Source organism: Citrobacter sp. CFNIH10 (assembly GCF_002934585.1).
GTDB classification, from domain to species: domain Bacteria; phylum Pseudomonadota; class Gammaproteobacteria; order Enterobacterales; family Enterobacteriaceae; genus Citrobacter_A; species Citrobacter_A amalonaticus.
In genome coordinates, this window is the sequence record NZ_CP026216.1 from 4473195 (window position 1) to 4490364 (window position 17170).

Annotated in this window: 20 protein-coding genes and 1 pseudogene; 1 reads left to right on the forward strand and 20 read right to left on the reverse strand. The window is 55.6% G+C overall.

What is annotated here, in order from left to right; translation table 11 throughout:
- The first annotated feature begins 325 nt into the window (after nt 1-325).
- Nucleotides 326-1009, forward strand: a complete 684-nt coding sequence (locus tag C2U53_RS25880; RefSeq protein ID WP_051642326.1) for a PIN domain-containing protein — start codon at nt 326-328, stop codon at nt 1007-1009.
- Nucleotides 1010-1088: 79 nt separating this feature from the next.
- Here C2U53_RS25880 and C2U53_RS25885 read toward each other — a convergent pair.
- From C2U53_RS25885 to C2U53_RS25985, 20 genes and pseudogenes are all read right to left on the reverse strand, one after another.
- Nucleotides 1089-1529 (reverse strand): annotated as a pseudogene (locus C2U53_RS25885) (hypothetical protein); the annotation flags it as partial.
- A 433-nt stretch (nt 1530-1962) separates the two neighbouring features.
- Nucleotides 1963-2895 carry a L,D-transpeptidase gene (ldtA, locus tag C2U53_RS25895; protein WP_104446680.1) on the reverse strand — a complete coding sequence of 311 codons (933 nt, stop codon included), beginning with the start codon at nt 2893-2895 and terminating at the stop codon, nt 1963-1965.
- Between the two features lie 119 nt (nt 2896-3014).
- On the reverse strand, nt 3015-4079 hold the full coding sequence (cobT, locus tag C2U53_RS25900) for a nicotinate-nucleotide--dimethylbenzimidazole phosphoribosyltransferase (protein ID WP_043000260.1): 1065 nt from the start codon (nt 4077-4079) through the stop codon (nt 3015-3017).
- A gap of 25 nt (nt 4080-4104) precedes the next feature.
- A complete protein-coding gene (cobS, locus tag C2U53_RS25905; RefSeq protein WP_044257577.1) occupies nt 4105-4848 on the reverse strand; it encodes an adenosylcobinamide-GDP ribazoletransferase in 744 nt (247 codons plus the stop codon).
- Nucleotides 4845-5390 carry a bifunctional adenosylcobinamide kinase/adenosylcobinamide-phosphate guanylyltransferase gene (cobU, locus tag C2U53_RS25910; protein WP_104446681.1) on the reverse strand — a complete coding sequence of 182 codons (546 nt, stop codon included), beginning with the start codon at nt 5388-5390 and terminating at the stop codon, nt 4845-4847. Before cobU ends, cobS begins: the two co-directional genes overlap by 4 nt.
- Nucleotides 5387-6907, reverse strand: a complete 1521-nt coding sequence (locus C2U53_RS25915) for a cobyric acid synthase (RefSeq protein ID WP_054176323.1) — start codon at nt 6905-6907, stop codon at nt 5387-5389. The genes cobU and C2U53_RS25915 overlap by 4 nt, the downstream gene beginning before the upstream one ends.
- Nucleotides 6904-7719: an energy-coupling factor ABC transporter ATP-binding protein gene (locus C2U53_RS25920; protein WP_043000256.1), complete on the reverse strand. Its 816-nt coding sequence runs from the start codon at nt 7717-7719 to the stop codon at nt 6904-6906. Before C2U53_RS25920 ends, C2U53_RS25915 begins: the two co-directional genes overlap by 4 nt.
- An 8-nt stretch (nt 7720-7727) precedes the next feature.
- Entirely contained in the window at nt 7728-8405 is a 678-nt protein-coding gene (locus C2U53_RS25925; protein ID WP_104446682.1) for an energy-coupling factor ABC transporter transmembrane protein, read from the reverse strand.
- Nucleotides 8392-8673, reverse strand: coding sequence for an energy-coupling factor ABC transporter substrate-binding protein (locus C2U53_RS25930; RefSeq protein WP_043000254.1), 282 nt, complete (start codon nt 8671-8673; stop codon nt 8392-8394). Before C2U53_RS25930 ends, C2U53_RS25925 begins: the two co-directional genes overlap by 14 nt.
- A gap of 1 nt (nt 8674) precedes the next feature.
- Complete coding sequence (gene cbiM / locus C2U53_RS25935; RefSeq protein WP_042318216.1) at nt 8675-9412, reverse strand: cobalt ECF transporter S component CbiM; 738 nt, start codon at nt 9410-9412, stop codon at nt 8675-8677.
- Complete coding sequence (locus tag C2U53_RS25940; protein WP_104446683.1) at nt 9409-10122, reverse strand: cobalt-factor II C(20)-methyltransferase; 714 nt, start codon at nt 10120-10122, stop codon at nt 9409-9411. The genes cbiM and C2U53_RS25940 overlap by 4 nt, the downstream gene beginning before the upstream one ends.
- Nucleotides 10119-10913: a sirohydrochlorin cobaltochelatase gene (locus C2U53_RS25945; protein ID WP_043000251.1), complete on the reverse strand. Its 795-nt coding sequence runs from the start codon at nt 10911-10913 to the stop codon at nt 10119-10121. Before C2U53_RS25945 ends, C2U53_RS25940 begins: the two co-directional genes overlap by 4 nt.
- Nucleotides 10914-10924: 11 nt before the next feature.
- The gene (locus C2U53_RS25950; protein ID WP_044266784.1) at nt 10925-11710 is read right to left on the reverse strand and encodes a cobalt-precorrin-6A reductase; all 786 of its coding nucleotides are present in this window, start codon (nt 11708-11710) and stop codon (nt 10925-10927) included.
- Nucleotides 11707-12432: a precorrin-3B C(17)-methyltransferase gene (locus C2U53_RS25955; protein WP_042318211.1), complete on the reverse strand. Its 726-nt coding sequence runs from the start codon at nt 12430-12432 to the stop codon at nt 11707-11709. Before C2U53_RS25955 ends, C2U53_RS25950 begins: the two co-directional genes overlap by 4 nt.
- The gene (cbiG, locus tag C2U53_RS25960; RefSeq protein WP_043000248.1) at nt 12432-13487 is read right to left on the reverse strand and encodes a cobalt-precorrin 5A hydrolase; all 1056 of its coding nucleotides are present in this window, start codon (nt 13485-13487) and stop codon (nt 12432-12434) included. The genes C2U53_RS25955 and cbiG overlap by 1 nt, the downstream gene beginning before the upstream one ends.
- Complete coding sequence (locus C2U53_RS25965; protein ID WP_043000247.1) at nt 13468-14241, reverse strand: cobalt-precorrin-4 methyltransferase; 774 nt, start codon at nt 14239-14241, stop codon at nt 13468-13470. Before C2U53_RS25965 ends, cbiG begins: the two co-directional genes overlap by 20 nt.
- Nucleotides 14234-14803 carry a decarboxylating cobalt-precorrin-6B (C(15))-methyltransferase gene (locus C2U53_RS25970; RefSeq protein WP_054176325.1) on the reverse strand — a complete coding sequence of 190 codons (570 nt, stop codon included), beginning with the start codon at nt 14801-14803 and terminating at the stop codon, nt 14234-14236. Before C2U53_RS25970 ends, C2U53_RS25965 begins: the two co-directional genes overlap by 8 nt.
- On the reverse strand, nt 14793-15398 hold the full coding sequence (locus tag C2U53_RS25975; protein ID WP_043000245.1) for a cobalt-precorrin-7 (C(5))-methyltransferase: 606 nt from the start codon (nt 15396-15398) through the stop codon (nt 14793-14795). Before C2U53_RS25975 ends, C2U53_RS25970 begins: the two co-directional genes overlap by 11 nt.
- Nucleotides 15392-16531 (reverse strand): cobalt-precorrin-5B (C(1))-methyltransferase CbiD, encoded by a 1140-nt coding sequence (gene cbiD, locus C2U53_RS25980; protein WP_044326735.1) that lies wholly within the window; start codon nt 16529-16531, stop codon nt 15392-15394. The genes C2U53_RS25975 and cbiD overlap by 7 nt, the downstream gene beginning before the upstream one ends.
- Nucleotides 16528-17160 carry a cobalt-precorrin-8 methylmutase gene (locus C2U53_RS25985; RefSeq protein WP_043000243.1) on the reverse strand — a complete coding sequence of 211 codons (633 nt, stop codon included), beginning with the start codon at nt 17158-17160 and terminating at the stop codon, nt 16528-16530. The genes cbiD and C2U53_RS25985 overlap by 4 nt, the downstream gene beginning before the upstream one ends.
- Between the last annotated feature and the right edge of the window lie 10 nt (nt 17161-17170).

The window sequence follows — 17170 nt, forward strand, 5'->3', positions numbered from 1 at the left end:
CTTTGACATTCAGAATACAATTAAAATACTAAACATCGAAATCAACTTACCATAATAAATTAATAGAAAAAAGTTTATTCTTATCGATATTTCTCTTAACACTTGATCTCATGTCAATATTTATTCACATAAATGTTCATATCGCCCCATTCATAACTTTTACAAATAAAACACACAATTGAAGGTTACCGATCTCGCTTAACTATTATGTTCACGCATGCTATGATGTTTACACTGATATTGAGTATGCATGTTTGGAAAGAGCATGTCTGATTCGGTTTAACGTTTCATACCAAAAGCTACTGCTAGCCATGGGTGGAGGGATATGAGCAATTTTATTCAGGGAAAAGAAATAACTTATGTGATGGTTGACTATGAAAACGTTCAGCCATCTATTAGTCATTTTATTACACACCCCCAAACACATTTTATTATTTTCGTGGGTCATCAGCAGGACAAGATCCATTACGAAATCGTGTCCATGTTACAATCCATTGGGAATCGAGCTGAATATGTGAAAATTCATGGGACTGGTTCAAATGCACTAGATCTTCACATCGCATTTTTTGTAGGGAAAATAATACAGAATAATTCAATGGCTTCTTTTATCATCATTTCTAATGATAAAGGATACGACCCTTTAATTAGTTATCTCAAAAGCATTGGTACTAAAATTGTACGATATTCTATACAGGACATATCTAAAAATGATAAGCCTTATATAAATTCTGTGCTATCCATGCTATCAGATAGCCATTCCACTGAATCAGCTACGACTGCAATAAAACGTGAAAATCATATCACTCGCGTTATCAATGCACTTTCTGCTATGAAAAATAATAAACCAAAAAATCGCACCGGTCTGGGAGGAGTGGTAAAAAGTACAAGGCGCGATGGAGAAATTAATAAAGATGAGATCGACAAAATAGTTAATGTTTTAATTGATCGTGGCATAGTTAATCCAGATGGTAAGCAATTTACGTATCACCTTGATAAGCGTATAAAATAAGAAGCAAATAATTGCGCAAACATGCCCCAGCTCTGACCTTCTACGGAGCAATAGGGGCATTTAACGATCCAGCATCCTTTTAGTTAGCTTTCCAACCATTACTGGTTTTAACAAGATTTATTGCGCCATGAGCTGGTTCATTCATACTTTTGACACCAGCAAACGCTTTTTTATCCACCAAGCTCGGAACGTCAACCAGCTTCCATGTATACGACACGCGAACTACTTTCTGACCGCCTTGACCCGGTTCCGTCCATTCCTTGTTCTCGTCAACGGCACGACGACCTACACAAGCACCATCTGTTGTGCACCAGACTTTAGCTTTTACTCCTTCATCTGTGATCCCTAATACGTTCGAATCATAGCCCTGAGCAAAGACCATCATTCCCTGCTCAACAAATCCATCGAGGATCACTGAATTCGTTCCTGTGCCAGTCGAATCAAGCCGTGGCTTGGCAAGACGGATGGGGAAGCTGGTGTTATTGTTATCCAGCGAGAAGCTGTATCTGGTCTGCCCGATTAACTCTTTTTGTCATTCTTTTCCCTAAAAATGTTGATGTTCATTACATTGACGTTAACGCATCCGGCAGCATAGAGAAAGGGAATAAAGATGGCTGGCTATCTCAGCATTGGTCATAACGTATTCTTCTGCCCTTACTTATCTTTCCGGGAGGAAACATATCGGGCAATAGCGGTAATCTGTTGAATAAACGAGATAAAATTTATAGCAGCACAGGAAAATCGTTCAGTGAAGCGTGTTGTCATAACCAATTGATAGTAATTGACTTTATAGTGATACAGCATTAAAAATGCTGGTAAAAATAGACACCATTTTTTGAAAGCCACTAACAGCAGGAGCTACAGATGAAGTTCGATCCCAGTCAGAGGAGCCAGATTTAAAAAGCCCGCTTTTTAGCGGGCTTTTTGCTTTTCAGAACACCATTCCGGCGTCATTAAATGCGGGTTTGTCCGTGGCTGATGTTGACGGGCATCCCCGAACGGCGTTCGAGCGCTTCGCTGACACGGTTCGCATCCACACCCTCAGCGCTCATAAAGCTACGCATCACAGGTGTGATTGGCAGCGGGACTTTTCTGTCAGATTCATATTCCGCGCGGTTGCGGGACAGTGGTTCATGCACTTCTATCCAGCGGCTACCGTCAGGTTCCGTCGTGGTTTTCACCGGCTGATCGATAATCTGCACGCGGGTGCCGACGGGCACGTTCTGGAAAAGATGTTCGATATCATCATTGCGTAAACGAATGCAGCCCTGGCTCACGCGCAGACCAATGCCGAAATTTGCGTTGGTGCCATGAATAGCGTACAGCTTGCCGATATAGATGGCGTACAGCCCCATCGGGTTATCCGGCCCCGCAGGAACGAAGGCGGGCAGGCTTTCTCCCCTGCTTGCGTATTCACGGCGGGTATTCGCCGTCGGTGTCCAGCTCGGCGCCTCTTGCTTACGCTCGACTCTCGTCACCCAGTTACGCGGCGTTTCTCGTCCTGCCTGGCCAATACCAATCGGGAAAATCTCAACCGTGTTGCTGCCGTTTGGATAGTAGTAAAGACGCATCTCCGCCACGTTCACAACAATGCCCTGACGAACGGTAGCAGGCAGAATGATTTGCTGCGGCACAATCAGCGTTGAACCCGACTTCGGAAGGAACACATCCACATCCGGATTCGCTTCCAGCATATTACTCAGCCCCTGCCCATACTGAGCGGCAAATGCTTCAAGCGGTTGCGTATTCTTGTCGGGAACGGTAATCGTCAGCGGATTTCCAACCAGACGACTTCCTTCAGGTGGCAGTGGATAGCTGACAGCCAGCGCGCTCTGGCTTGCAAGCAGCATAAATAATGAACAAAACAATTTTACACGAGGCAACATTTCCCTTTCCTCAGTCGCGGCAGATGTGGGCAAATTATAGCGTTTTTAAAGGCGATTAACCTCTTCTCTCACGCTGACCAGCAAACTGCGCGGTTTACCGGCCAGGCAAGGTCACTTTATTACGCTTCTTTGCCATCCGGCAGCACGATATTGCTGGCCGCCAGTTCTCCCATGTTGCTGTACATCGCGCAGGCCGCTTCCACAATCGGCATCGCCAGTGCAGCACCGCTCCCCTCCCCCAGGCGCATTCCCATGTTGAGATAAGGCTCAAGCTCCAGGTGCTCCAGCGCAATCCGTGCGCCCTTTTCGGCGGAGAAATGTGATGGGATCAGATACGGTTTGATCTCCGGCGCAATCTGACAGGCGGCCAGCGCAGCGGAATAGGACAGGAAGCCATCCAGCAACACCGGTAAACCGCAGGACGCGGCGCCCAGGATAACTCCCGCCATGCCCACCAGGTCAAATCCACCGACTTTCGCCAGCACATCCACCCCATCATGCGGATTGGGCTGGTTGACGGCAATCGCCCGGCGAACCACCTCCACTTTATTGCCTACACGGGAAAGCGGCAGGTTAGCGCCAATTCCCACCACCGCTTCAGCCTCACTGCCTGTCAGGACGCTAACAATCGCCGCAGCAGGCGTGGTATTCGCCATCCCCAACTCGCCAACGCCAAACAGCGTCACGCCGCGCTGCGCCTGTTCGCGTGTGTAGCGAATGACTTCCAGCAGTAGCTCTTCCGCCTGCGTACGGCTCATCGCTGGGCCAGTGGCGATGTTTCCACACCCTCGTGCGACGCGCATGTTCACTACGCCGGGAATGAGTTCAGCATCAATCCCCACATCGATCACATGAACCTTTGCACCGGCATGAGCGGCAAGCACACAAACGCCCGTCGTGCCGCGCGTCATATTTGCCGCCTGAATTGCGGTCACCACTTTAGGCGAAACGGCAACCCCTTCATCCCAGACACCGTGATCGGCGCACATCACCAGTATCGCTTTTTCACCGACACGCGGTACACCGTGTAGACCTGGCATACCGGCCAGCTGTACCGCCAGCGCCTCCAGCCGACCCAGGCTACCGGGCGGTTTAAGCAGGCCATCAATATGCTGTTGCGCGCGTGTCATCGCGCCACGGTCTGGCGGCGGAATTTCGCGGAGTAAAGAGGTTAACGTTTGCATATGCGTTCTCATTGTGTTGGCTGACTCACAGCAGAGCCAGCAGGAATATCAACTCGCCAAGTTCTATTGCCGCCCCCAGCGTATCGCCGGTTTGCCCACCCAACGTCCGTTTTAACAGTTGTCCCAGCAGGAAGACAGACACCATCGTCACGACCAGTGCCGCCACCCCCTGCATTCCAGGCAACAGAACCGCCGCCAGAATCGCGGCCAGACCAAGGGTAAAACAGGTTTGCGTCCCGGTGACATGACCGATAAACACGTTGCCTAATCCCTCTTCACGGGCGTAGCGGTGGCGATACATCAACAACACGGCTGTCCCACGCCCAACGGCACAGGCGGCTGCCAGCGCGGCCAGCACAGGAGTGCCGCGTAGCGACAGTTCACTGATCACCAGCACTTTCGCCAGCAAGACAAAAATGAGCGCCAGACCGCCGTGCGTTCCCAGTCGGCTGTCGCGCATAATCTCCAGCATACGTTCGCGGCTGCGGGCGGAGAAAACGCCATCGCAGGTATCAGCCAGACCGTCGAGGTGAAAGCCCCCGGTCATCAGCGCCAGCGCTAACACGGTAAAGAGCGCCGCCAGTGGTGCGCCGCACCAGGGCTGAAAGAGCATAAACACCAGCCCACTCAACGCACCGAGTAGCAGACCGATGAGCGGGAAAGTCACAATACCGCGAGAATACTGATCGAATTCCAGTCCCTGCGACCAGCGACCCGGAACGGGCAAACGCGTAATAAAAGAGAGCATTGCCCAGAACAACTTACTCATTTAATTTTGACTCCAATACCAGATACCACCAGCCAGACCTCATCCGCCGCTGCCGCCAGACGCTGATTCACACGCCCGGCGATATCCCGAAAGTGCCGCGCCAGACGGTTTTCCGGCACGATCCCCATCCCGACTTCGTTGGTCACTAGCACCACCCTGGCCGGACATCGCTGACAGGCCGCGATCAGCGTCTGGATCTCCGCCTCAATCGCCGTTTCCAGCGCGGCGTAATCCCAGCTATCGGGGTCACTGTCGCCGCCCAAAGCAAACAGCAGGTTAGTGACCATGGTGGTGATGCACTCCAGTAGAATGGCTTCATCCGGCGCGTTCTCTGCGCTAATCAATTCATCAAGATGCTGCCAGCGCTCGGCGGTACGCCAGTGCGCTGGACGTCTATCACGATGATGCTGAATGCGCGCTGCCATTTCGTCATCAAAAATCTGCGATGTCGCGATGTACAGCACCTGCGGGAAATCAGCGATCAGGGCTTCGGCATGACGACTCTTACCGCTGCGGGCGCCGCCAGTGACCAGAATCATCATACTGACTCCCGATGTTGCTGCATGATGGTATAAATTTTCTCAATATCGATGTGTTGCCGCATCGCATCCGCCAGCAGATCAAACTGCTGCGATTTATATTGCGCGTATTGGAAGGTGGGATCCAGGGGAGTCAGCCCCTTACGCACGCGCAGGCCATTGACCAGCGCTCGCGTAAAATCATCACTGTCGAACAAGCCATGCAGATAAGTCCCAAACGCTCGTCCGTCGGCGGTGACGGCACCATCCGCGACGTTTTCGCCGTGCTTCTGCAGTTGCATCACCGACTGGCAATCGCCGTTCAGCGTCGTTTCGCCCATGTGAATTTCATAGCCGCGCACTGGCAACCCGGACGCCGCAGACAACCAGTCCGGCAGTGTCGACGACATCGTCGCCGTTACCTGGGTTGTGGTTTTCCGCTGGGCAAAATGCGTTACCGTATCGAGCAGCCCCAGACCCGGTAGCGTTCCCAGCCCTGACTCGACCTCATCGATAATGGTCTCGCCCAACATCTGGTAGCCACCACAGATCCCGACAATGGGGATGTTTTGTTGGTGCGCCTGCAAAACCGCGTGGGCCATGCCGCTTTCACGTAGCCACACCAGATCGCCGAGCGTATTTTTACTGCCCGGCAGGATCACCAGGTCAACGTCCGCCAGTTCTTGCGGATGACGCACATAGCGCACGCGCACATCGGGCTGCGCGGCCAGCGCGTTAAAATCGGTGAAATTGGAGATATGCGGGATCTGCACCACGGCAATGTTGATGTCGCGTTTTTCCGTGCGCAGGTATTTCCCTTTTTGCAGCGCCACGCCATCTTCATCTTCGAGATCGACATCCAGCCACGGCATCACGCCCAGCACGGGAACGCCGGTCAGGCTTTCAATCTGCTCAATACCGGGATTAAGCAACGCCACATCACCACGAAACTTATTGATGATCACCCCTTTCACCCGCGCACGCTCGTGTTCATGCAGCAGCGCCAGCGTACCGTAGATTGAGGCAAACACCCCGCCGCGATCGATATCGGCGACCAGGATCACCGGGCATTGCGCCATCTCGGCCATCCCCATATTGACGATGTCTCGGTCACGCAGGTTGATCTCCGCCGGACTACCCGCCCCTTCCAGCACCAGTACATCAAACTCCTGCGCCAGACTGGTGTAAACGGAAAGGATCTGCTCGCGCAGACGCGGCTTGTATTCGTGATAGCTGACCGCATCCATATCGGTCGCCACCTGTCCCATCAGCACCACCTGCGCCTTGCGATCGCTGGTCGGTTTCAACAGCACCGGATTCATGCGGACATCTGGCACAATGCCCGCCGCTTCGGCCTGGAAAATCTGCGCGCGGCCCATCTCTTTCCCCTCCGGCGTGATGCCGGAGTTGAGCGCCATATTCTGCGACTTAAACGGTGCGGTCCGCCGACCATCCTGATAAAAAATGCGGCACAGTCCCGCCACCAGAACACTCTTGCCGACGTCAGACGCCGTTCCCTGCAACATAATGGCCTGCGTCATGACGCCTCCTTGATTGCGCGTTGTCGCATACAACGGAAAAATTCATCTTCGGTTTTGCACAGCGGCATACCTAGCTCTGCGTGCAGTTTCACCAGCCAGGGTTGCGTTAACCCGGCCTCTTCAATCAGTTCTGTACGGGCAAAAACCTCACCCGGCTCACCGTGCGCCAGCACTTCGCCATGACGTAAAACGTAGACGGCATTGCTGACTTCATAAATCAGATCAATATCATGGCTGGAGATCACCACGTGATTTCCCTGCGCCACAATCCGTTTGATGATGTCGATCATCTGGCTACGTCCTGAAGGATCAAGCCCCGCCGTGGGTTCATCCAGTAACAGGTATTTTGCCCGTAGCACCAGCGCACCGGCGATGGCCACCCGCTTCTTTTGTCCGTGGCTTAAGCACTGAATCGGCTGCTGGCGAAAATGTTGCGCATCTACCAGCGTCAACGCTTCGTCGACTCGTCGGGCAATTTCTCCCTCCTCCACGCCAAGATTGCGCAGGCTGAAGGCGATATCGCTGTCGATATCGGTGTAGAAAATTTGCTGATCGGGATCCTGAAACACCGTCGCGACCTGCTGACGCAGCGCCAGCAGGCCACGCTTACTGTAGTCCAGCGGTTTTCCCTGCCACAATACCGCGCCCTGTTGCGGTCGCAGTAATCCGCTCAGATTCATAAATAGGGTGGATTTCCCACAGCCGTTGGCTCCCACCAGTCCGGTGACGGCATGCTGTGAAAAATCCAGCGTCAGCCCTTTAAGTACCTGCGCATCCTGATAACGAAACCAGAGTTCGGTGGTGGCAAGCATGCTTTTCCTTACAGGTGAAAATCGCCCTGATACAATTTGATATCTAACGTCACCGCCATTTGCTGATAGCGAATCAGTACCCGGGTAAACAAAACGCCCACCAGCATCGCCAGCGAGCGATAGCCAATCGGCAAACTACGATAGCCAAAACGCAGCGTTTGCGCGCGATGAATCGCCATCGCTTCATCTAACAGAATAAAAATAAAGCGCCAGGTCAGCAGGATCTGTTCCGTCAGCAGACGCGGTATCCGTGCCCGTTTGAGCAGTAAAATCAGCTGCGGAAACGGCAGGTTAAGCACCAGCCAGAACGTGGCGGCCAGCGCGGCCAGACTCCGCCAGAACGTCTCGTTCGCGGTGTGCAGCCCAGACGCCGTGACCCCCATCCAGTAACTGCCAAGCGGAAAACTGACCAACAGCGTTTGTGGGTCGCGGCTGACGCTGAACAGAATCGTCACCACCCCCACCACCAGAAAACCAAACGGCAGCGCCATCCAGCGACACCAACGGCGCAGGGAGATGCGCAGCAGCCAGCAGGTCAGCCCGGCAATCAGCGCCAGCTCGATACCCTGCCCCCAGGCTGGCAGGGTAAACGCCAGAGTCATCAGCAGCAGCCAGAACAGGAACTTACGCTCTGGTGCGACATGAAACCAGCGGCTCTGATAGCTCAGTCGATCAAGCCCGGTCATCACGGCGTTGTCTGCCTTTGGTGTAGCCCAGAATATAGAAAATCACCGCCGCGCCAAGCGAGCCTTGCAACGTAAACAACAGGCTTTCAATTTCTCCGCTCGCCGGTTCATACAGCGGCTGGAACCACGGCTCATAATGCGGAGCAACCACCTGAATCTGGCTTTCCGCTTCACCGTCCGAGCCACCGTATTCACCACCGTGATTGATAAAGAACGGCAACACGACCAAAGCAATCACCATGGCTAACAATATCAGCGTCTTTTTCATGTTAATGTCCTTGCGCGGTTATCAGTTGCCGTTTCGTCAGCTGGTCGTAGATCATCACGGTCAGCAAGCCTTCGGCGATAGCAATCGGGATCTGCGTCAGGCAGAAAATCCCCATAAACTTGACGACAGACCCTGTCGCACCCGCTTCGGGATCCGGGAAGGCCACGCCAAGCTGTACAGATGTCACAAAGTAAGTCACCAGATCCGCCAACATGGCGCAGAGGAAGACGCCAACATCACGACGGATCCCGGCGCGACAGGCCATCTTCCACACCATATAGCCGACAACCGGGCCAATCACCGCCATCGACATGCCGTTAGCGCCCAGGGTGGTCAAGCCACCGTGCGCCAGCAGCAGCGCCTGGAACAGCAGTACGATAGCGCCGAGAACCGCCACCACGCCCGGACCAAACAGGATCACCGCCAGCCCGACGCCTGTCGGATGTGAGCAGCTACCGGTAACCGACGGGATCTTCAGTGCCGACAGCACAAAAATAAACGCCCCGCACAGCGCCAGTAGCACTTTCTGATGGCTGTCATCCATCACGATATGTCGCAGGCGCACCAGTCCGTACCACAGGCACGGTAAAAACAGCAACCACCAGGCCAGCGCCCACATCGGCGGTAAAAATCCCTCCATGATGTGCATGGCGAACGCCTGCTCCGGCACAATCATCAGCAATAGCGCCGCAGCCAGACCACTGAATGACAGCTGTTTCAGCTGTTGTTCGAGTTTCATTCTGCATACTCCCACTGTTTGTTGACCAGGATGGTCGAGAAATAAGGCAACGGCTGATCGTCGCTGACCTCGTTGAGATGCCGCCAGCACTGCTCTCCAGGGAGCGTGGCCTCGGACATCATCAGTGCACAATCCAGTAATCCGGCCTGATCCAGCAGCGCTTTAATCCGCGCAAAGCGACCATAGACCTTCATCAGTACCAGACTGTCGTGTTGACGTAGCGCCTGGGCGATCTCCGCTTCCGGTGCGGTACAGGAGATCACCGCCAGCGACTGCTGTTCCATCGCCAGCGGCGTTTTGGATCGGGCGGCAATGGCGGCAAACGACGTCACACCAGGCACGATCTCCAGCCAGTCAGCACACCCGATGCGCTGTAGTAAAAAGACCCAGGTGCTGAACAACATGGCGTCACCCAGGGTGATAAATCCCACCTGTTTGCCTGCCTCCACTTCCTTAACCAACGCCGCGGCCACTTCATCCCAGACCGCCTCTTTTTCCGCGCTGTCTGCGCTCATGGGGAAATGGCAGCAACGAATTTCTGTGTTCGTGCCGATGTACTCCCGCACGATGGAAAGCGCGAGGCTGTCGCCACCCTTACGTCCCGCCGGGGCATAGAGAATATCCAGTGAACCCAGAATACGTGAGGCGCGAACGGTAATCAGATCGGCTGCTCCCGGGCCAGTGCTCAGGGCGTACAGTTTGCCGCTCATGCCGCTTCCTCCATCGCCACGCTCAGCGCTTGTTGCAAATGCGCGACGAACATCGCCCGCACCGCCGGATTTTCGCCAAGACCGCTCAGCCACGGCGTTGCCGTGATCCCCGCCGCCGTAAACAGCGTTTTCCACGAATCATCGTCGTCCGAAGCCATATCATTGATGGCGTGATCCCCTGCAACCAGCATCAGCGGCATCAGATGGACGGCTTTGACCCCCTCTTTGCTCAGGCTCTCAATCAGAATATCGACTTCCGGATAGCTCTCCACCGCGCCGACGCGCGCCGGGAAACCCTGCGCCATCATCATGTGGTCGAGGCAGGCATAAGCGGCAAACGCGTGATGGCTGGCGCCGTGGCCCATGAATACCACTTTCTCATTGGCGGCGGGGACAGGCATCTGCTGTTTCAGGGCGAGCATTAACTGCGCGTAATCGTCATGGCTGCTCAACAGCGGCACGCCCAGCGTCAGGCGGGCAAACAGCGGACGCAGAGTCTGCACTTCACGGACAATTTTTTCATATTCGTCGCCGTTAATGATGTGCAGCGACTGAATCGCCACATCCTGATATCCCTGATCAGCAAGCTTTTGCAGCGCCTGCAGCGGGGTATCTATCTCAATACCATCACGCTGTTTGAGCTTGCGAATAATCATTCCAGAGGTAAAGGCACGGAACAGGGTGCGGTCAGGACAGCTGGCGGCCAGATCGCGCTCGCAGGCCACAATGTTCTTCTCGCAGGTATCGTGATAGCTGGTGCCAAAGCTAACCACCAGAAGCGCTTTTTTCATTTTCTGATTCCTTAAGCAGCGGCCAGCCAGCGCGCCAAACGTTGCGCAAATGCGGCCTGACTTTCCAGTAACTCATCTCCCGTCACCAGCGGCGCCGGGCGGGTAATCACGATGCAGGGAATACCTGCATCCAGACAGGGTTGAACCTTTTCCTGATAACCGCCCTCTGCGCCAGAAGCCTTGGTTATCACGACGTCAGCCTGACACTGACGATAAAACGCAGCGTTAAATTCAGCGCTGAACGGCCCGCACAGCGCGAACGTCTCGCCTACGCCAAAGCCCAGATCGGCGCACTGTTGAATCACCTCGGGGACGGGCAACACGCGGGCGAGCAGCGTTTTTTCCGGTAAACCTGTGCGCCATATCGCCAGATCTTTACTCCCGGTAGTCAGCAGTACGCGCTCGCCAAAACGTCGTGCAACGTCGCACGCCTCGGCAATGCTCTGTACGGTAAAGAGCAGCGGATGCGTCAGTTCACTAAGCTGTTCCGGGCGCTGGTAACGACTGAGCAGTACTCCAGCCCGTTCGCAGGCGCACAGAATATTGCGGCTCACCACTTCGGCATACGGGTGCGAAGCATCGATCACCCATCGCGTTCCGTTCTCCTTCAGCCAGTTCACCATTTCATCCTGCTCGAGCCGACCACAGCGCACCTGCCCCTTGATATCGCCAGCCAGTTGTTTCCCGGTCGGCGTCGCCACCGACAGGGTGTAGGCCACATTAGCGGCATCCAGTTGCTGGCACAGCGCACGGGCATCGCTGGTGCCGCCCATGACCAGAACCTCACCAAAACTCACAGCACGTAACCTCGTGGCGTGATCATCAGACCGTCCTGCACATAAGTCGCTTTGTTACCGACGATCACCAGACTGGTCATATCCACCGGTTCAAAATCCATCTCGCCCAGCGTAGTCAGCCATTTCTCCTGCTTTTTACGCCCGGCAGATTTCACCACTCCCACCGGCGTTTGCCCGCTCTTACTGGCGGAAAGCAGTTCAAATGCGCGCGCCAGATGTCCCTCACGGCCCCGGCTGCGCGGGTTGTAGAAGCAGATGACGAAGTCCGCTTCTCCGGCGGCGATAATACGTTTTTCGATAACCGGCCACGGCGTAAGTAAATCGCTTAAACTGATGTGACAAAAATCGTGCATCAGCGGTGCGCCGAGCAGCGACGCCGCCGCGATACTGGCAGTCATCCCCGGGATCAGGCGCACTTCAACGTCCAGTTTCTGTTTGCTGACCAGCTCCAGCACCAGCCCCGCCATGCCGTAAATACCGGCGTCACCGCTGCTGATCAGCGCCACGTTGTGTCCGGCCTGCGCCAGTTCAATCGCCGCATGGCAGCGCTCGATCTCTTTGCACATGCCGGTTTTGATCACCTGCTTGTCACCGGTAAACGCTTTGACGAGGTGAGTGTAGGTTTTGTAACCCACAATAATTTCTGCCGCCTGCAGGGCCTCAACGGCTTCCATGGTCATCATGGCCTGTGAGCCGGGGCCGATTCCGATTACGGTTAACATCAGTGTGAAACTCCCAAAGTGATAGTGACGCCCTGCTCACGCAAGGTTTCGCCGGTCAATTGCCCATGACTCAGCAGCCATGCTGCCGGACCCGAGACGCTTCCGACGCCGACCGTCTGGCGAACAAACGGCGAAGCCGGAAAGTGATGTTCATGCTCACGCAGCGCGTCAGCGCTAAAGGTTTCAAACGGCACACGCCAGCAGGAGGCAAGTTGGATCAGCCCCTCTTCGTCTTTCTTGAGCGACACGCTGCCGATGGCTTTCAGCGCCAGCGGATCAAAGCGCTGCGCTTCAAGCTGACGCGCCAGCAGCGCAGCCAGTAGTGGGAACGGCGTATCGCGACGACAGCCAATGCCAGCGACCACCCGTTGTGGCACCAGTTTCCAGTGTTGAACCGGAATATCCGGCAATTCGTTACGTAACGTGACGCACACCAGCGCATCCAGTTCAGGCAACTGCTGGAGATCGGTAACGGTAATGAACCCACGGCGATCGCAGTGGCGGACGTCTTCATCCAGTTCTTCATCCCACCACAGTCCCACGCGCTGGTTGCTCACCAGCATCTGATTCACCGCTTTTACTGCGGTGCGAAAGTCGGTCATACGGGCGTTGAGCTGAAACGCGAGGGTGTCCAGTGCCGCCATCTCATTGACATCGGTGGCAGTGGTAATCACCGGATCGGCGCCCAGCATGCCGGCGAGATAACGGGTCAGCGCGTTCGCGCCGCCCGCATGGCCGGAAAGCAGGCTGATCACATGCTGGCCGCGCTCGTCGATCACCACCACCGCCGGATCGCTGAACTTGTCATTCACCAGCGGGGCCAGCACGCGCACCGCGATGCCGGTCGCCCCGATAAAAATCAGCGCGGAATAGTTCGAAAACGCGTCGCGCGCGGCGTGGGCGAACCCGCCGTCGAACGGTAAGAAACCGTCCTCCAGCAATTTTTCACTGGTAAAACAGGTCAGCGGTAACATCGCTGCCAGCCGTTTAGCCAGCATTACACCGCCGGGCGTCAGGCAAAACAGCGCGATTGATTCAGGCTTTACGGTATTCATGGCTAAAGTCCGCGGCATAGAGTCTGGAGTAGTGATACTCATCTCCGAGGAAATTCCCGACCAGGATGAGCGCCGTTTTGCGGATCCCGGCGTCGCGCACTTTATCGGCGATATCCGCCAGCGTGCCACGCACAGTTTGACTTTCCGGCCAGGTCGCTTTGTAGATCACGGCCACCGGTGTGGTCGCCGGGTAACCGCCCTCAATCAACCGTTCCGCAACCCGGTTGATACGCTGGACGGAGAGATAAATTGCCATTGAGGTCTGGTGGCTGGCGAACGATTCCAGTTGTTCACGTTCTGGCACCGGCGTGCGACCTTCGAGTCGCGTAATAATCAGGCTTTGCGAGACTTCCGGCACGGTGTACTCAACCCCCAGCTCCGCCGCCGCGCCGAGGAAAGCGCTGACCCCCGGCACCACCTGCCAGGGGATACCACGTTTGGTCAGCTCTTCCCCCTGTTCGCGCACCGAGCCATACAGCGACACGTCGCCGGTTTGCAGGCGCACTACCGTTTTTCCGGCCTTCACCCCCTCTTCCATCAGGGTGAGGATTTGCTCAAGGTGCAGTTCCGCACTGTCGTGGCACTCCGCGCCCTCCGGGCAATACTCCAGCAGTTCGGTGTTGATCAGCGATCCGGCGTAAATCACCACCTGCGCCTGTTGCAACAGCCGGTAACCCTTAAGCGTAATCAGCTCCCGATCACCCGGACCTGCGCCGACAAACCACACACAACGGGGATCAAATGTCTCAGACATGGCGTTCTTCCTTCTGGCAGGCGATGACAAAAACGGGATTGTTCGGTTTGAAATAGTGACCCGCGCCCAGCGTGGTCAGCGACGAAATCTGCATTTGCAGGCAGTCCACGTCCTGCACACCGCGCTGTTGCAGATGTGCCAGCGCGGTGTTGAGGTTTTCCTGTAGGATGAAGGTCATCACCAGGCGTCCGCCAGCGTGCAACTGGCGCATAGACCAGTCGATCAGTTCTGTAAGATGTCCCCCACTGCCACCCATAAAGACGGCATCGGCTTTCTCGGTCATCATCATTGGCGCTTCACCCGGCAGAATATCGATATTCGCGCAGGCGAAATGCTGACGGTTTTCGTCGAGTAAACGCAGCGCCGCCGGATTGCGCTCAATAGCCGTAATGTGTAGCGACGGAAACTGTAGCGCGGCTTCGATGGACACACTGCCGGTTCCGGCCCCGATATCAATCAGGTGACTGGCCCGGTGCAGTTCAAGTTTTGCGAGAGCGAGCGCACGTACCGCTTCTTTGGTCATCGGCACCTTCTCACCACGCAGGAAAAGCTCATCTTTCATCAAGGATCACCACTGCATTCATCTCATATTCGGCATGGACCTCGCTGACGCGCAGCCAGTGGATCCGTTCGTTTTCCATCGCCAGGTTTTCGCCAATCACCATCCAGCGATCGCCCTTTCCTCGTGCAACCAGTTGTGCAGCAATGTCACGCGGCCCGCACTGACCGTCGGTGACCATTGCCACCTTGTTATGCTGCGCCAGCGTATCGAAACAGACGCTGCGCCCGTGGCTACTGGTGAGCCACATGTCATTCATGTCGATTCCCGACTGCGCGCACAGATACTGCACCGCGCTGATACCTGGAATGATGCGTACCTGCGCAACACCAAAATGCGCCACCATCCGCGTACCGATGCCGTAAAACAGCGGATCGCCAGAAGCCAGAACCACCACCCGCTTATCCTGATGCGCCGCAATCCATGCCAGCAGTTCGGGAATGTTGGCGCCCAGCGCAAACTGCTCGCCGCGAAAGTCCGGGAACTGCTGCAAATGGCGCTTACCGCCGACCAGCACGTCGGCCTCATCAACCGCCGCGCGCGCCGCCGGCGTCATCAGGTGCAGACCGGCTGGCCCCATCCCCACGACCGTCAGCATTGCATCTCCCGGGCGATAGCATCGACGGGGCGGTTGCTACCCAGAACCTGGTTATCAAACGAAAACATGATCGCGTCGCAGGTCGGCGGGGTTTTGGTAAAGCGCAGCATCTGCATCACGCGCTGACAGATGCGTTCAGCGAGATGGTTGTAGATGTGCTGAAAGCCGAACGCGTCGATGTGCTCCATTGCCGCTTCAGTGGTGTCGCAATCGCTTACCAGCGTCAACAGCTCCCGCGGCGCGCCGAGCAGCGCCAGATGCGCCACCAGCGTTTCCATTCGCGCATCGGCTATGTGACTGTGGGTATGGAAGATCCCGGCAGCAATTTTGATCAATTTTCCAGGATGTCCGACGAGCACGACCTGGCGAAATCCCAGCCGCACCGCCTCTTCAATCATGTAGCCGACAAAGTTGCTCATGGTGACCACCACGTTGGTATCGATGCCCATCTGTTCGCGGACGAAACGCTCACCATGATTACCCGGCACCAGAACTACCCGCTCCAGTCCGGCGGCACGTTTGATTTCCAGCTCCAGCGATAACGACCGCTTCCAGCTCTCTTCGGACATGGGGGTCACAATACCGGTGGTGCCAATAATGGAAATTCCGCCAAGAATACCGAGACGCGAGTTGTAGGTTTTTTGCGCTCGTTCTTCGCCTTCCGGGGCAAAAATTTCGATTTCCGCCCCGCGTACCGGACCTATCGCCTCACGCACGGCGGACTCAATGGTGTGGCGCGGGGTGCGATTAATTGCCGCGCTGCCGACAGGCAAACCAATGCCTTTGCGGGTGACGGTGCCGACGCCTTCGCCCCCGGACAGGACAATTTCACCGCTGTCATTCAGCGTGACGCGGGCGAAAATCAACATCCCGTGGGTGGCGTCGACATCATCGCCACCATCTTTACGGATCGCGGCAATAGCCTGCTGTCCTTCAATGTGTGGAGATTCCACGTTCAGACACAGAGTGACGCCGGAAGGTGTGACAATCGATACCTGATGGATCAGATGCTGACGCAACACCATCAGCGCGGCGACTTTTGCCGCCGCCGTGGCGCACGATCCAGTGGTATAACCTTTGCGCAGCGCTTTGCCGTTATGCCAGACGGGCGCGTCGAAAGTCTGATCGCTCATCGCGCCCCCTGCATGTAATACAGCATGGCGTTCACGATCGCCGCCGCAACGTTACTGCCGCCTTTGCGTCCGAGGGCGGCAATGGCGGGCAACTGACTGTGCGTCAGCGCCTCTTTGGATTCCGCCGCGCCGACAAATCCCACCGGCACGCCCACCACGCCGCTTACCGCTACATCTTTTTCCAACAGGCGAAACAGCGCAGTGGGCGCGTTGCCAAAGACAAACACTTTTTCGCCTTCTTCCGTCACGGCAATGTCGACAGCCGCCATTGAGCGAGTGATACCCTGCGCTTTCGCTTGCGCTACCACGCGCGGATCGCTGATATAGCAGCGACACTCGCCCCCCGTCTTCGCCAGCAGGGTTTTATTGATCCCCGAAAGCGCCATGGTGGTGTCGGTATAGATAACCGATGGGCGACTTAGCGCTGCACAAAGTTGTTCCAGCGCATCATCCGAAAACCAGAGAATATCCAGCCAGTCGAAGTCAGCGGTGGTATGAATCACCCGTTTGATGATGGCTTCATGTAGCGGACTGGCAAACTGGTACTCCGGGCGCGTTTCATGAATGATCTCGCCAATGATGTCAAAACTTTTGGCTTCAATCGCCTGGGGTTGCTGGATGTATTGCATTGTCATTTAT

Excerpts from the sequence above, each read along its gene's own strand:
- C2U53_RS25880 (WP_051642326.1), top strand. The coding sequence starts at position 326 with ATGAGCAATTTTATTCAGGGAAAAGAAATAACTTATGTGATGGTTGAC.
- ldtA (WP_104446680.1), bottom strand. The coding sequence starts at position 2,895 with ATGTTGCCTCGTGTAAAATTGTTTTGTTCATTATTTATGCTGCTTGCA.
- cobT (WP_043000260.1), bottom strand. The coding sequence starts at position 4,079 with ATGCAAACGTTAACCTCTTTACTCCGCGAAATTCCGCCGCCAGACCGT.
- cobS (WP_044257577.1), bottom strand. The coding sequence starts at position 4,848 with ATGAGTAAGTTGTTCTGGGCAATGCTCTCTTTTATTACGCGTTTGCCC.
- cobU (WP_104446681.1), bottom strand. The coding sequence starts at position 5,390 with ATGATGATTCTGGTCACTGGCGGCGCCCGCAGCGGTAAGAGTCGTCAT.
- C2U53_RS25915 (WP_054176323.1), bottom strand. The coding sequence starts at position 6,907 with ATGACGCAGGCCATTATGTTGCAGGGAACGGCGTCTGACGTCGGCAAG.
- C2U53_RS25920 (WP_043000256.1), bottom strand. The coding sequence starts at position 7,719 with ATGCTTGCCACCACCGAACTCTGGTTTCGTTATCAGGATGCGCAGGTA.
- C2U53_RS25925 (WP_104446682.1), bottom strand. The coding sequence starts at position 8,405 with ATGACCGGGCTTGATCGACTGAGCTATCAGAGCCGCTGGTTTCATGTC.
- C2U53_RS25930 (WP_043000254.1), bottom strand. The coding sequence starts at position 8,673 with ATGAAAAAGACGCTGATATTGTTAGCCATGGTGATTGCTTTGGTCGTG.
- cbiM (WP_042318216.1), bottom strand. The coding sequence starts at position 9,412 with ATGAAACTCGAACAACAGCTGAAACAGCTGTCATTCAGTGGTCTGGCT.
- C2U53_RS25940 (WP_104446683.1), bottom strand. The coding sequence starts at position 10,122 with ATGAGCGGCAAACTGTACGCCCTGAGCACTGGCCCGGGAGCAGCCGAT.
- C2U53_RS25945 (WP_043000251.1), bottom strand. The coding sequence starts at position 10,913 with ATGAAAAAAGCGCTTCTGGTGGTTAGCTTTGGCACCAGCTATCACGAT.
- C2U53_RS25955 (WP_042318211.1), bottom strand. The coding sequence starts at position 12,432 with ATGTTAACCGTAATCGGAATCGGCCCCGGCTCACAGGCCATGATGACC.
- cbiG (WP_043000248.1), bottom strand. The coding sequence starts at position 13,487 with ATGAATACCGTAAAGCCTGAATCAATCGCGCTGTTTTGCCTGACGCCC.
- C2U53_RS25965 (WP_043000247.1), bottom strand. The coding sequence starts at position 14,241 with ATGTCTGAGACATTTGATCCCCGTTGTGTGTGGTTTGTCGGCGCAGGT.
- C2U53_RS25970 (WP_054176325.1), bottom strand. The coding sequence starts at position 14,803 with ATGAAAGATGAGCTTTTCCTGCGTGGTGAGAAGGTGCCGATGACCAAA.
- C2U53_RS25975 (WP_043000245.1), bottom strand. The coding sequence starts at position 15,398 with ATGCTGACGGTCGTGGGGATGGGGCCAGCCGGTCTGCACCTGATGACG.
- cbiD (WP_044326735.1), bottom strand. The coding sequence starts at position 16,531 with ATGAGCGATCAGACTTTCGACGCGCCCGTCTGGCATAACGGCAAAGCG.
- C2U53_RS25985 (WP_043000243.1), bottom strand. The coding sequence starts at position 17,160 with ATGCAATACATCCAGCAACCCCAGGCGATTGAAGCCAAAAGTTTTGAC.